The sequence below is a fragment of the Demequina aurantiaca genome, assembly GCF_050598105.1.
GTDB classification, from domain to species: Bacteria; Actinomycetota; Actinomycetes; order Actinomycetales; family Demequinaceae; genus Demequina; species Demequina aurantiaca_A.
Genome location: NZ_CP192436.1, coordinates 265,092 through 278,094 on the forward strand (window position 1 = coordinate 265,092; position 13,003 = coordinate 278,094).

Below are 13,003 nucleotides of genomic sequence, written 5' to 3' on the forward strand. Positions count from 1 at the left end.
GGCTCGGCCTGGCCTGGGCTCGGCTCGGCACCGGCCACTCGCCCCAACTCGAGGACCGCGCCAACTAAAGCGCGCTACATCTCCTGGTGCGTGTCGGGATCCCCGTTGAACAGGCGACCGTCCGCCTTGGTAAGTGAGGAGATGGCGGCGACCTCGGCATCGGTCAACTCAAATCCGAACACGTCCAGGTTCTCCGCTTGGCGCGACGGAGTCGACGACTTCGGCAGGGGGGTTGAGCCGATCTGCACCTGCCACCGGAGGATCGTCTGGGCGGGAGTGACGCCGTGAGCTGCCGCGGCATCGGCAACGGGGGGCTCGTCGAACGGAGCGCTCCGCTTACCCAACGGGCTCCAGGACTCCGTCAGAATCCCGAGCCGCTGGTGCTCGGCCCGCATGGAGGCCTGATTGAAGTACGGGTGCAACTCAATCTGGTTGATCGCGGGAGTCACTCCCGAGTCCTCGATGATGTTCGCGAGGTGCTCAGCAGTGAAGTTGGAGACGCCGATGCTGCGCACCAGTCCGCGCTGCTGGAGTTCCACAAGCGCGCGCCATGCCTCGCGGTACTTGTCCTCGATCGGGTTGGGCCAGTGGATCAGCAAAACGTCGAGTCGATCCAGGCCTAGTCGGGTAACTGACTCGTATCCCGCCTGCAGTGCACTCTCGTAGCCATGGTGGCGCCCGGCCAACTTGCTCTGGACTGTAATCGCGTCGCGCGAGACTCCCGATTCGGTCAGGAAGTCGCGCAGCGCGCGTCCCACGACCCCCTCGTTCTCGTAGTTAGTCGCGGAGTCCAGGAGCCGGTACCCGTTGTCGAGCGCGGAGTGAACGGCATCGCGCCCTTCGTGGCCCTTCAGCGGGTAGGTGCCGAATCCAATAGCGGGGATCGAGTGGCCATCATTGAGCGTGTGCGTCGGAGTTTCAGTCATTCCAACAGGCTACGTCTTGCCACGGCGGCTCAGCAACGGGACCGCCAACCGCGACCCGCAAACCCGCCAGCCGAATGCTCGATATTAGCTACGCGCCCGTATCCGTGACACCTTCGTACAGGCCGATGCTGTTGCCGTCGGGGTCTTGGATCACGGCCCACCAGCTGGTGTCGGAAATCGGATCCTATGCCATCAATACCGTCGCGCCCGGCGAACGCGAAAACAGGCGGCCGATGCTCACTGGAGTGAGCATCGGCCGCCTGCCGTTGGGTGAACTACCGGCTATTAGTTAGCCGGGGGCATGAGCACGGTGTCGACCAGGTACACGGTCGCGTTCGCGGTCTGGACGCCGCCGCAGACCACGGTGGACTCGCCGTTGACCATGATGTCGTCGCCACTGCCGGTCACCGTCAGGTCCGCGCCGTTCACGGTGGTGAAGGTGCCGTCGATGTCCGCGGGCTCGATCTGGCCGGGGATCACGTGGTAGGTGAGGATCGAGCTCAGCAGGTCGCTGTCCGTCTTGAGGACCTCGATGGTGTCCGCGTCGATCTTGGCGAACGCGTCGTCTACCGGTGCGAACACGGTGAATTCGTCGCCGTTGAGGGTGTCGACCAGGTCCACATCGGGGTTGAGCTGTCCGCTGACCGCGGCCACGAGGGTAGTCAGTAGCGGGTTGTTGGACGCGGCGACAGCGACGGGGTCCTGCGACATGCCCTGCACCGAGCCGGCTCCGTCAGGCACTGCCTCCGCATAAGCGGCACACGCGCCACCGACGAGGTTGGCGGCCGGGTCCATCGTGCCCTCGGCCATGGCGCTCTCCGACATGGCGGGGGCGGGGGTTGCTTCCTGCGTCATTGCGGGCGTCGAGTCGGCGGTCTCGGTCGCATCGTCCGAGCCGGACGAGGAACATGCGGACAGCGCCAGGGCTCCGGCGAAGACGAGTGCGAATCCCTGAGTGAGCTTCTTAGTACGTGTAGCCATGATTTCCTCCATAGTGTTCGGCCCGCCTGAACGGGCCTTGGTCCGTGGCTTCCCTGGTGGGTTGCCCGCCGCTTGATTGCGACTTCAGGAGGGGTTCGCCCGATGCGGTGGCACGGATTGGTCGCAATGCGGAAAGTTTTCGTATCCCCCCAAAACGGCAGGTAAATACAGCGAAGAAGCACTCCGAGCAATCCAACGAGGCACCCCGAGCGAACCTCCCGTAACTCAACGGAGGCACGGACATGGAACTCATCATCATCGGACTGCTCGGCGGTCTGATCACGGGCATCTCGCCCTGCATATTGCCGGTGCTGCCGGTCATCTTCCTTACCGGAGGAGCGCAGTCGGCTCGCACCGGAAAGGCATCTGCCCCGCGCCAAAAGGTAGGAGCGGGCATCAGCGGGCAAGTAGGAGCAGGCGCGTCGATCCGCGCCGGCTCGGCGGGCGTGATCAGGAGCGGCGCCGATGCGGACGCAGTTCCCCTCGCCCCACAACAGGAGGTCTCCCGCTGGCGCCCGTACCTCGTCATCGCCGGCCTGGTCACCAGCTTCACGCTGGTGACGCTGATCGGCTCGGTGCTGTTGAGCGTGCTCAACCTGCCGCAGGACATCATCCGTTGGGTGGCCATGGTGGTGCTGATCCTGATCGGCATCGGCCTGATTGTCCCCAAGTTCGAGTACATCCTCGAGAAGCCCTTCGCGTTCCTTCCCAAGCGCAACGTCGACTCCAAGAAGAACGGCTTTGGCGTCGGCCTCGCGCTGGGTGCAGTGTTTGTGCCCTGCGCAGGTCCGGTCCTCGCCGCCATCATCGTCGCCGGCTCGACCGGGCAGATAGGCGCCGGAACCGTCTTGCTGACAGTGTCGTTCGCCATCGGCGTCGCCATCCCGCTGTTGTTCTTCGCCCTCGCGGGCCGCGGCCTCGCCGAGCGCGTCAAGGCCTTCCGCCGGCGCGAACGCGGGCTGCGCATCGCCGCCGGCCTCGCGCTGATCCTGCTCGCCGTCGGGCTTGCCTTCAACGTGCCGCAGAAGCTCCAGACCCTGCTGCCCGATTACACCGCTGGAGTCCAGGAGCAGCTCACCGACAACGAGAGTGCCCGCGAGGCACTGGCCCTTGGCGGCCTGGTGAACGACGAGAACAAGGACCTCGACCAGTGCTCCGACGGTGCGCCTGAGCTCGAGTCCTGCGGCACCGCGCCCAGCATCAAGGGAATCGAATCCTGGTTCAACACCCCCGGAGACGCGGCCATCGACCTGGAGGACCTACGCGGAGAGGTAGTACTCGTGGACTTCTGGGCGTACTCCTGCATCAACTGCCAGCGCTCCATCCCCCATGTGGTGGGTTGGGACGACGCCTACCGCGACGCGGGGCTCAACGTCATCGGCATCCACTCTCCCGAGTACGCCTTCGAGAAAAACGAGGGCAACGTACGGGCCGGCGCCGAGGACTTTGGCATCACGTACCCGGTCGCCCTCGATAACAACCTGTCGACCTGGACTAATTACCGGAACCGTTACTGGCCCGCGCACTACCTGATCGATGCCGAGGGTACGGTCCGCCACATCGCCTTTGGCGAGGGCAACTATGCGACAACGGAGAAGCTGATCCGCGAGCTCCTCGAGGACGCCAATCCTGGTGTCGAGCTGCCCGCGGCGACCGAGACCACGGATGACACCCCTGACCTCGGTTCGACCACTCAGGAGACCTTCCTTGGCACGTCCAAGGATGAGAACTACGCCGGCACGGATCGCTACAAGCCGGGTGAGGGCGAGTACGCGTTCGCCGCAGACCAGCCCGACGACACCTTCGCGCTAGAGGGCGCCTGGACGCTCGAGACTCAGTACGCGACGCCCACGGCGGCCGATGCTGCGGTCCGTTTGAACTTCCACGCCACCGAGGTGCGCATGGTGCTCGCCGGTTCCGGTCAGGTCACGGTGACCCTGGACAACGGCAGCTCCAGGGTGATCGAGGTGGACGGCACCCCGCGGTCCTATCAGATGGCCGCGGAGGTAAGCGAAGGCCAGCACGTACTCGACGTGGTGGTCGGCAAGGGAGTCGAGGCTTACTCCTTCACCTTTGGCTGAGATCTAGGTGAGGGATAGCCCCGACGGAGGCGCCCGATGCTGGGGGGACTACCCCCCGGCATCGGGCGTTCTTTGTGTCTGTCGGGAGTTAAGCAAACGGGCCCGGGTTTCTGGCCTAAGCCAACTCAGCCGCCGATGAGACCGATGATCGCCCCCATGACTAGCAGGGTGACCAACTCGTATCCCGCGTCGATCAGCCAAATCGTTAAGTCCTTGCTCGCAAACAGGTCATGAACCAGCATCCGGCTGGCGGTGAGACCCGCCCAGAGAACCAACGAGGCGAGCAATGCAGCAGGCAGGCTGTCGAGAGCGAAGTAGGAGCCAGTCACGTGCGCGGCAATGGCGAGCACCACGGCTGTCACGGCCGTCGCCGCAAAGGTGCCGCCGTACGTCACCGCCGGGTTCACTGGCTTGTTGGGATCGATGCCCGTAAGCGCCTGCCAACGGTTTCCGAAGACGCGTGGCCGGTACCAGAGCGTCCCCACCACAATTGAGCTGAGCGTCGCGAGAAAGGCGGCGAGGGCGAGCAGTGCGAAGTTCATGAGGTCTCCTTGAGGAAGCGTCGCGGCGGGCGCCGCGTACCCTCATGACGCACCGGCCCGCCCAGATCGACAGCGCCGGCTATTTAGCCCTCACGCGCGGCGTCGACCTCTCACCAAGGTGATTCCAAGCCCAGCAAACAGGAGCGCCGCTGCCCAGGCGAGTGTCGCGTTCACATCTTCGAATATTCCAGTCTGCGCAAGTTCGGATGCGGCGGGATTGACCTCGACTGTCACGGACGTAGTGACCCCACCGAGGGTCGCGGTGATGGTGTGAGGGCTCGCGTGCGGGAACGTCACGGTAAGCCCGTCGACCTCGTCGGTCGCGACCGAGCTGGTGAGGACCACATCGGTCGTGTCCAGGGGGTCGCCGTTGTTGTTCACGCCGGTGACGTCGAACGTCAGGCTGCCGCCCTGGTCCACGCTCGTTGCCGACGGGATGATGGTGAGGTTCGCGTCGGGCACCATGAAGAGATCGGTGTCCCCGGTCAGCGTGGTGGAGCCGTAGTACCAGTCCCCAGTGCCATCGGCCGCGGTGTTCCAACCGTCTAGCCCTGGTGGGGTCGGGAAGGTGCGGAACCCCGCATCGAAACTGGTGGCGAAGACGCGCACAAGGTACGGGCTGGGTGCGGTGGTGAAATCATGGTGAAAGGAGACGAGGTAATTATTTCCGGTCACGGTAACCGTCACTGCATAAGTGAGCGGCGCGATGACGCCGCCGTTGGCGATCTCGCCGTCCCCACTGATACCAGCACCTTGGTAGGGATCGTCGACGAGGCCCAGGATGCGACCGGTGGGCTTCACGTCCACCACCGTGCCGGCCGGTATCCGTAGCATTCCGCCGAGTTGGTCGCCGTCAAGGCCTAGGTAGAGGTCACCCGCAACACTGAGGGAACCGAATGAGTCAGTGACTTCGCTGCCAGAACCCACCGCCGACGTTCGGTAAGCCTTCCCAGAACCGTCGTATGCGTAACCCCCGGATGCAGAGACTACGGCACCTTCGCCGATGATGACCGGCCCGCCAGCACCGTCAAAGCTGCCGCCGAGTCCAGCACTTGGGCCGCCACTGGTCGCGGTGACTTGGCCGCCGTTGATGTTGATTGGCCCGCCGGCCCCGCCCCACCCGCCGCCGATTCCAGCAGCGATACGGCTGGTTGCGGTGACGGTTCCACCGTTGATAGTGACGGTCCCGGCGTCGCCCTCATCGTTGCCACCGAAGCCGTTGATGCCGCCGATTCCAGCACCGTCGTCGCCGCTGGTGGCGTCGATGATTCCGTTGTTGACGATGAGGGTCGCCCCCACTGGCACGCGGATGCCCGCCGCATTTAGCCTTGAACTGCTGTCGGCGATGAGCGTGCCGCCGCCGACGGTGTCGTCGATCGTCAGGGTGTTGGTGCCCTCGACATCTACTCCGGTGGTGTCGAGGGTGTGGCCGGCCAAGTCAATGGTCAGGTCGCAGTCGACGGTGATGGTGCCGCCCGACAGGTCGCCGGGGATAGTGATGGTGTCGCCGTCGGTGCAGTGAGCCGCCATCGTGGCGATCGCTTCGAACCCGGATACCGCGTAGAAGGTTGTGTCGCCGGTCAATTCGGTGCTCGCGGAGACGGGGGTGCCGCTGCCATCCGACGCGGAAGCCCACACGGCACCTGTGGGAGGCGCCGGGAAGGTGCGGAACCCGGTGGCAAAACTGGTGGCGAACACGCGCACATCGGCCGGGTTGGTGCCGCCCAGGGTGTCGAAGGTGACGAGGTAGTTGTGCTCAGTCACCGTGACGTTGGAGGCGTCGAGGGCGATGACGCCGCCATTGCGGATCTGGCCCGCTCCACTGATGGTGGCACCGATGGTTTCGTCGCCGACGGTGCCGAGGATGCGCCCGGTGGGGGTCACGGTGACCTCGTCGCCCAGCATCGAGTCCGGAATGGCAAGTTGGCTTGAGGGTAGGTAGAGGTCGCCGGCGACGCTCAGCGAACCGAACCCCAGGCCGGATACACCGTTATATTCCCCGGTGCCCACAGCAGACGGGGCCTGATTTCCATTCACCTGTGCCCCGGCTGAGGCTGTGACGACAGCTCCGCTCGCGATGGTGACGGCTCCACCGGCGCCGAAGTTTCCGCCACCGATGCCAGCAGCCTGGCTGCCACCGGTCGCGGTGACGGTGCCGCCGTCAATGGTGACGGTCCCGCCATCTGCGTACACGCCGCCGCCGATCCCAGCAGCCTGGCTGCCACCGGTCGCGGTGACGGTGCCACCGCCAATGGTGACGGTCCCGCCAGATGCGAACTGGCTGCTGCCTATCCCGGCAGCCTTGCTGCCGCCGGTCGCGGTGACGGTGCCACCGTCAACGGTGACGGTCCCGCCGCCGGGGTACAAGCCGTACCCTCCGATGCCAGCACCGATTTCGTTGCCGGTCGCGTCGATGTTTCCGTTGATGACGATGAGGGTCGCCCCCACGGTTACGCCGATGCCTGCGGCTTCTTCCTTTGAACTGCCGTCGGCGATGAGCGTGCCGCCGCCGGCGGTGTCGTCGATCGTCAGGGTGTTGGTGGGGCTGACGATCACGCCGTCGGTGTCGAGGGTGTGGCCGGCCAAGTCAATGGTGAGGTCGCAGTTGACGGTGATGGTGTCGCCCGACAGGTCACTGGGAACGACGAGGGTGTCGCCGTCGGCGCAGACCGCTGCCGCCGCCTTCAGCTCGGCGAACGTCGTCGGCTCCAACTGGGCAGCTTGCGCGACTGGGAGGGAGACTCCCGACACAAGCGCGGTGGTGGCCAGGACAGCAATAAGTCGACGCATCGATTCCCTCAAGTCTTAACGCGGCGCCACGCTTATGGCCCCGTCGGCAATCGCAACCGAGTGCGACGCCAGAATACTATCGCGGATCATCGGGGTCATGAGCGGTTTATCTGGGGTTTTATTGCCCACTTCGCTGGTGGGGAGCACCAATGGCCGGGCCGCGAGAATGCGGTCCGGCCATTGGTGCTTTGCTAGCTAGGAGGTGAACTTCTCCGCGAGTATCTGGGACTCGGTGGCGACCACTTCGGGATCAACCAGGTCCGCGGCGCTTGAGTTGAGCAGCGAGGTCCAGGTGTCCAGCGACGCCTGAGCGGTGCCGGATTCGAACAGCGAGGCGGTGAGCTCTTCGACCGCCGCGTCGTACATCGCCTTGAAGTCTGCGTTGGCGAGGAAGCGCTCGGAGAGGATGTTGCTACCCCCCGCACCGCCGCCACCACCGGCATTGCGGTTGCCTAGTCCAGCCTGAGCATCGGCACCTTCAGCAAGGGCGGCGTCGTCGGGAAGCTCGGCTCCCTGGGGAGGAAGTGCGCCTTCCGGCAGTTCGCCGGCGTCGGGCAGTGCCGCGCCGTCCGGGAGTTCTGCGCCGTCAGGCAGCGCGCCGCGATCGGGGCGCCCGCCCGCCTGTCCAGCCTGCGCATCGGCGCCTGGAAGCGCGCCTGCCTCAGCATCGGCCCCCGCCGCAGCATCGGCACCTGGCACGGCTGCGCCGCGACCCGCCTCAGCGGTGTTTCCGCCGCCAGCGTCGATGTTCTCCTGGCCGAACGCGAGGTTGAGGTCCCAGTTGACCACCGTCATTTGCTCGTCGTCGGTGTCCCAGTAGAGGTACGAGTTGTTGCCGGGGCCGTCGATGTCGTCGAAGTTGTCGATCACGTTTTGGTACGCGAGGTAGGTGGCGAAGGAGTCCACGTCGAGCCACTGGTCCAGGTCGGACCCGAAGGTCGCATCGTCCGACTCGTTGATGAACTGCAGGAAGTCGATGAGCGGCTCGTAGTTGTCCTCGCCGCCCTCCTGATCGAAGGCCTCCATGTAGGACTCGGGCTCGTCGCCCACGTAGTCCCAGGTGCCGGGGGACTCGGCCTTCCAGAGGTAGCCGTCTCCCAGCTCGCGCTCCATCCACTCGTCGTTGGGGTTCTCGATCACCAGTCGCAACGCTGACTCGGAGTCGTTCGCGGAGAAGCTGACCGCGATGGCCTCCTCGGCCGCGAGGCCCGCGTCTGACAGCAGGTCGAGCGCGACCGCCTCGTTAAGGGACGTCTCGGAGGAGTTGCCGCGCACCACGAACTCGGTCGCGCCGTCCAGATTCTGGTCGTCCACGTACTTGTCTAGGCGGATGATCCAGGGGAGGTCCTCCGGGTTGGCAGCGCTGACGGTTGCGTCGGCGTCCTCGGTGAGTCCGCGCAACGAGGAGTTGCCCTTGAGCTTGAGGCCCACGTCCTCGAACGTCTCGCCGTCGATGGTGACGGTCGCGGAGATCCACACCTTCTCGCTGGAGGTCATGTAGGTGCTGATGAGGGAGTCGTAGTCGGCCTCGTCGTAGTCGATCTCGATGGTGTGCAGCTCGCTGCTGTCCCACACGGCGGGGGCGGCGGAGTCGGTCACGATTGCGGCGTTGCTCGCGGATTCGGTGGCAGGTGCAGCGGGGCTGCAGCCCGCGAGGACGATGCCGCCGAGCCCGAAGGCGGCGACGCTGGCTAGAAAGCGTGGGTTTTTTCTCATGTTCCTAGAGAACCAACGGATGCTGTGATGTTCCTGAGAGTGACCTGCGAGTGCGCTTGGACACTCGCGCCTACAGACGGTGGCGTGCGGGGGTCCCGGAGGTAAAGTGATCCAGACGAGCGGGAGGTGAGCATGGTCCTTGATCGCACTTTGACGCGCTGGCGCTTGCCTTTTGGAAACTTCCTCTTCATCGCGTTAGTCTCCGCGGCCGTCGGTGCCGGGATCATCGCCATGCACACCTTTAGCGGGGATTTCAGCGCCTCCAACGGTGAGTATCCCGGCAATCAGCACGGTGTCGCTGCGTCGGTCGTGCATTCGCCATCCGCCGCGATACTAGACTCCAGCGCGGACACTGAGTCTGGCTGTGCGGATGGTTGCGAACACCCCGCCCCACACGGCACGTCGCACATGGAAATGCTTGCGATCTGTGTGCTCGCCCTCGTAGCGGGACTCGCGTTGTTCCTTCCGCGACGTCGGCAGTCAATCTCAGTGAGGTTGCGCGCATACGCGCCGGTGGTCTACTTGCCGATGGTCTCGCGGTTGATTCCTCGCGGACCTTCTCTGATTGCGCTTTCCATTAGTCGGACGTGAGGGGTCCCACCCTGCCGCCTCGGCGGGGCGACCTTCCTGGTGGCGCGTGACCGCGCCATTTTGAACCACCCATTCGACCTAAAAGAAGAGACCAAAAACCATGAATAAGCTTCCCCTTTTACTGCTGACGGGCGCGCTCGGACTGACGCTAGCGCTCGCCGGGTGCGGCGCAACCACTGACTCCAATCCAAGCGATCCGTCACCGTCACTCACCGCAGCGTCCGCAGACTCGTTCAACGACGCGGACGAGATGTTCGTCACGATGATGATTCCTCACCACCAACAGGCAGTCGAAATGGCCGATGTGGTGTTGGCGAAGGATGGAGTCGACGAGCGCGTCACAGATCTAGCCGTACAGATCAAGGACGCGCAGGCTCCGGAGATCGAGCTCATGCTCGGGTGGCTTGACGCGTGGGGCGTTGAGTTCGACCCCACCAGCACTGCAGGTCACGCGGGTATGGACCAGGACGCAGGCGACGGCATGATGAGTTCAGAGGATATGGCTGTGCTCGAGGAGGCTACGGGCGAAGACGCCGGCGCGATCTTCCTCGAGCAAATGGTGGTGCACCACGAGGGCGCCGTCGACATGGCGGAGATTGCACTTCAGGACGCGAAGAGTCCCGAAGTGCAGGCACTCGCGCAGCAGGTAATCGATGACCAGACGGCGGAGATCGCCGTAATGGAGGAGTTGCTCGCGCAACTCTAGGTCGGGACGGGGGTCGGGCCGCTACGTCAAATGCGGTCCGACTCCCCTCCGTGCAATGGGTGGGCCCCGTGGGGCTCGAACCCACGACCCACGGATTAAAAGTCCGTTGCTCTACCAACTGAGCTAGAGGCCCGCCAAACATCGTACCGGGGAGCACGGGGTGCCTCGTGTTCGTGCGCGCGACGCTAGAGGCCGAGTGCCAACAATGCCGCGAAGGAGATGGCGCCGACCACCAGCGTCCAGCCCATGGACCGGGTCCACAGCGCGACGCCAATCGCCACGATCGCCGCGAGGTGCCACGCCCCGAATCCCCTCCACTCGCCGCCGTTCAAGATGAGAGCGTTAGCCACGATCGCGGCGAGGGCAGCTGGGGCGATTAGTTTCAGCGTCTTGTTGACCGACTCCGGCAATTCGCGGTCGCCACCCAGCAGCGTGACTCCGGAAATCCGGATCAGGTATGTCCCGATCCCGGCCAGCAGGAACGCTAGAAAAAGCATCATCTGACGAGCCTTCCTGCGCCGATGCCAGCCAGGGCGGCGACGATGACGTTGAGGCCAAGCGGCAGGTCCTTGAGCGCGAGTGCGGCCACGATGGCGACGCAGGCGGCGACGACCTCGTTCCTGTGACGCAGGTTGGGCACCACGAGGGCGATGAACATCAAGGGGACGATGAAGCCGATTTGCCAGGCGGCGGGGATGACAGGCCCGAGCACGATGCCCGCCGCGGTGCCGGCGTACCAGGCCGCAGCGTAGGTCAGCGAGGCTCCCAGCACGAACCACCTGCGCCGCACCGGGTCCGGGTATCGGTCCTGGTATTGAATTGTGATGGCGACTGCCTGGTCGGTCATCAGGTAGGCCAGGGAAAGCTTCCAGCGTTTGGGGAACGCGGAATACACCGGCGCGACCGCTGCCGAGTAGAGGGCGAAGCGCGCGTTGATAACTAGTGCAGTGAGGACCGCGATCACTAGCGGGGCGCCGATCCTCAGCGCCTCGACGATGGCGATCTGGCTTGCTCCCGCCATCACCAGGACCGACCCGGACATCCCCACCCAGGCGCTGAAGCCGCTGACCTGCACCAGCGCGCCGAACGCCATGCCGAACACGAAGGAACCCGGATCCAGCGGGGCGATGGCGCGGGCTCCGGCGGCGAAGTCAACACGCTGCTCACGGCCGATGCGCGGGCCCGCGCGGGCTCCGCGCGGTACGCCGGGTTCAGGGGAGAGGTTCACCGCGCTAGTCTCTCACGCCCCACGAGCAACGGTTTTACCAGGTATTTTAGTCCAACATGCCGATGCGGCCCTCGTTACCAAATCGAGACACCAAACGGTTTGTGGCGGCCGAATAATTGAGTTAGAGTCTTGAACGCAACCGTAATGCAACCGTGATCAACTCGCATTGACATGTGAATGTGAACGTGAACATAATGGCATGCACTCAAACCCGCAAAGCGGCGGGTTGTGTTCTCAAGGAGGAGAAAATGATGGGTAAGAAGTTCTTTGCCGCAGCAGCTGGAGCTGCAATGGTATTCACGCTCGCCGCGTGCAGCGGAAGCGGAGCAAGCGACGACGGAGCCACGTCGGCAGCGCCCGATGCTTCGACTAGCGCAGCAGCAGGCGAAAAGGGCACCGTCGGTGTCGCAATGCCCACTCAGACGTCCGAGCGCTGGATCGCCGATGGCGACGCAGTCAAGGCCGGCCTCGAGGAGCAGGGCTACACCGTTGACCTGCAGTTCGCGGGCGACGACATCCCCACCCAGGCACAGCAGATTGACTCGATGATCACCAACGGTGATGAGCTTCTCATCATCGCCTCGATCGATGGAACTGCGTTGTCGGGCCAGCTTGACGCTGCCGCCGCCGCGGGCATCCCCGTGATTGCATACGACCGCCTTATCCGTGACAGCGAGAACGTCGACTTCTACGTGACGTTCGACAACTACACCGTCGGCGTGCAGCAAGCTACCTCGCTGCTCGTGGGCCTCGGCATCCTCAACCAGGATGGTTCAGAGGGTGACGCTACGGGTCCGTTCAATGTCGAGCTGTTCGCTGGTTCGCTGGACGACAACAACGCTCACTTCTTCTTCGGTGGCGCTGCTGACACGCTGCAGCCTTACATCGACTCCGGTGTGCTGGTTGTCCCGTCGGGTCAGACCGAGATCGAGCAGGTCGCGACGCTTCGCTGGGCACAGGAAACCGCTCAGAAGCGTATGGAAGACCTGATCACCGCCAACTACCCCGACGGCTCGCTTGACGGCGTGCTGTCACCGTACGACGGCATCTCGCGCGGCATCTTGACCGCACTTGCTAACGCTGGCTACGGCCCGACCATCGCCGATGGCATGCCCATCGTCACCGGTCAGGACGCAGAAATCGCGTCGGTCAAGCTCATCGCCGACGACATTCAGTTCGCGACCATCTTCAAGGACACTCGTAAGCTCGCTGCAGAAGCAGTGACCGCAGCCGACGCGTTCCTCTCGGGTGGCGAGCCTGTCGCCAACGACACCACCACGTACGACAACGGTGTGTTTGTTGTTCCGTCCTACCTCCTCGAGTCGGACATCGTCTACAAGGACAACATCGACGAGCTCCTCGTCCAGTCCGAGTACTGGACCGCTGCAGAGATCGAGTCCGGCGTAGCCGAGTAATCAGACGGTGGTGTCGGCCCGCCTTGC

The 13,003-nt window shown here is 64.4% G+C and carries 11 protein-coding genes and 1 tRNA gene; 4 read left to right on the plus strand and 8 right to left on the minus strand.

The window, feature by feature from the left end; translation table 11 throughout:
• Window positions 1-74 precede the first annotated feature (74 nt).
• The gene (locus ACQU6B_RS01210) at window positions 75-926 is read right to left on the minus strand and encodes an aldo/keto reductase (protein ID WP_430868225.1); all 852 of its coding nucleotides are present in this window, start codon (window positions 924-926) and stop codon (window positions 75-77) included.
• Between the two features lie 285 nt (window positions 927-1,211).
• A complete protein-coding gene (locus tag ACQU6B_RS01215) occupies window positions 1,212-1,907 on the minus strand; it encodes a fasciclin domain-containing protein (protein WP_430868226.1) in 696 nt (231 codons plus the stop codon).
• Between the two features lie 242 nt (window positions 1,908-2,149).
• Between ACQU6B_RS01215 and ACQU6B_RS01220 the strand changes: the two genes are divergently transcribed.
• Window positions 2,150-3,988 carry a cytochrome c biogenesis protein DipZ gene (locus ACQU6B_RS01220; protein WP_430868227.1) on the plus strand — a complete coding sequence of 613 codons (1,839 nt, stop codon included), beginning with the start codon at window positions 2,150-2,152 and terminating at the stop codon, window positions 3,986-3,988.
• Between the two features lie 125 nt (window positions 3,989-4,113).
• Here ACQU6B_RS01220 and ACQU6B_RS01225 read toward each other — a convergent pair whose 3' ends face one another.
• The 3 genes from ACQU6B_RS01225 to ACQU6B_RS01235 all read right to left on the minus strand — a co-directional run bounded on the left by ACQU6B_RS01225 (window position 4,114) and on the right by ACQU6B_RS01235 (window position 9,036).
• Complete coding sequence (locus ACQU6B_RS01225; RefSeq protein ID WP_430868228.1) at window positions 4,114-4,530, minus strand: DUF1761 domain-containing protein; 417 nt, start codon at window positions 4,528-4,530, stop codon at window positions 4,114-4,116.
• Between the two features lie 90 nt (window positions 4,531-4,620).
• Window positions 4,621-7,320: a beta strand repeat-containing protein gene (locus ACQU6B_RS01230; RefSeq protein WP_430868229.1), complete on the minus strand. Its 2,700-nt coding sequence runs from the start codon at window positions 7,318-7,320 to the stop codon at window positions 4,621-4,623.
• A 195-nt stretch (window positions 7,321-7,515) separates the two neighbouring features.
• Window positions 7,516-9,036, minus strand: coding sequence for a CotH kinase family protein (locus tag ACQU6B_RS01235; RefSeq protein ID WP_430868230.1), 1,521 nt, complete (start codon window positions 9,034-9,036; stop codon window positions 7,516-7,518).
• Between the two features lie 231 nt (window positions 9,037-9,267).
• Between ACQU6B_RS01235 and ACQU6B_RS01240 the strand changes: the two genes are divergently transcribed.
• Window positions 9,268-9,627: a hypothetical protein gene (locus ACQU6B_RS01240; protein ID WP_430869259.1), complete on the plus strand. Its 360-nt coding sequence runs from the start codon at window positions 9,268-9,270 to the stop codon at window positions 9,625-9,627.
• Between the two features lie 100 nt (window positions 9,628-9,727).
• Complete coding sequence (locus ACQU6B_RS01245) at window positions 9,728-10,333, plus strand: DUF305 domain-containing protein (protein ID WP_430868231.1); 606 nt, start codon at window positions 9,728-9,730, stop codon at window positions 10,331-10,333.
• A 60-nt stretch (window positions 10,334-10,393) separates the two neighbouring features.
• Here ACQU6B_RS01245 and ACQU6B_RS01250 read toward each other — a convergent pair.
• The 3 genes from ACQU6B_RS01250 to ACQU6B_RS01260 all read right to left on the minus strand — a co-directional run bounded on the left by ACQU6B_RS01250 (window position 10,394) and on the right by ACQU6B_RS01260 (window position 11,561).
• Window positions 10,394-10,466, minus strand: a tRNA-Lys gene (locus tag ACQU6B_RS01250).
• Window positions 10,467-10,518: 52 nt separating this feature from the next.
• Complete coding sequence (locus ACQU6B_RS01255) at window positions 10,519-10,833, minus strand: AzlD domain-containing protein (protein ID WP_430868232.1); 315 nt, start codon at window positions 10,831-10,833, stop codon at window positions 10,519-10,521.
• Window positions 10,830-11,561, minus strand: a complete 732-nt coding sequence (locus tag ACQU6B_RS01260; RefSeq protein ID WP_430868233.1) for an AzlC family ABC transporter permease — start codon at window positions 11,559-11,561, stop codon at window positions 10,830-10,832. The genes ACQU6B_RS01255 and ACQU6B_RS01260 overlap by 4 nt, the downstream gene beginning before the upstream one ends.
• A gap of 251 nt (window positions 11,562-11,812) precedes the next feature.
• On the opposite strand from ACQU6B_RS01260, the gene chvE reads away from it, so the two are divergent.
• Window positions 11,813-12,976 (plus strand): multiple monosaccharide ABC transporter substrate-binding protein, encoded by a 1,164-nt coding sequence (gene chvE, locus ACQU6B_RS01265; protein WP_430869260.1) that lies wholly within the window; start codon window positions 11,813-11,815, stop codon window positions 12,974-12,976.
• Window positions 12,977-13,003 lie beyond the last annotated feature (27 nt).

Coding starts and splice junctions, on each gene's coding strand:
- ACQU6B_RS01215 (WP_430868226.1), bottom strand. CDS start 1,907: ATGGCTACACGTACTAAGAAGCTCACTCAGGGATTCGCACTCGTCTTC.
- ACQU6B_RS01225 (WP_430868228.1), bottom strand. CDS start 4,530: ATGAACTTCGCACTGCTCGCCCTCGCCGCCTTTCTCGCGACGCTCAGC.
- ACQU6B_RS01220 (WP_430868227.1), top strand. CDS start 2,150: ATGGAACTCATCATCATCGGACTGCTCGGCGGTCTGATCACGGGCATC.
- ACQU6B_RS01245 (WP_430868231.1), top strand. CDS start 9,728: ATGAATAAGCTTCCCCTTTTACTGCTGACGGGCGCGCTCGGACTGACG.
- ACQU6B_RS01210 (WP_430868225.1), bottom strand. CDS start 926: ATGACTGAAACTCCGACGCACACGCTCAATGATGGCCACTCGATCCCC.
- ACQU6B_RS01240 (WP_430869259.1), top strand. CDS start 9,268: ATGCACACCTTTAGCGGGGATTTCAGCGCCTCCAACGGTGAGTATCCC.
- ACQU6B_RS01235 (WP_430868230.1), bottom strand. CDS start 9,036: ATGAGAAAAAACCCACGCTTTCTAGCCAGCGTCGCCGCCTTCGGGCTC.
- ACQU6B_RS01230 (WP_430868229.1), bottom strand. CDS start 7,320: ATGCGTCGACTTATTGCTGTCCTGGCCACCACCGCGCTTGTGTCGGGA.
- chvE (WP_430869260.1), top strand. CDS start 11,813: ATGGGTAAGAAGTTCTTTGCCGCAGCAGCTGGAGCTGCAATGGTATTC.
- ACQU6B_RS01255 (WP_430868232.1), bottom strand. CDS start 10,833: ATGATGCTTTTTCTAGCGTTCCTGCTGGCCGGGATCGGGACATACCTG.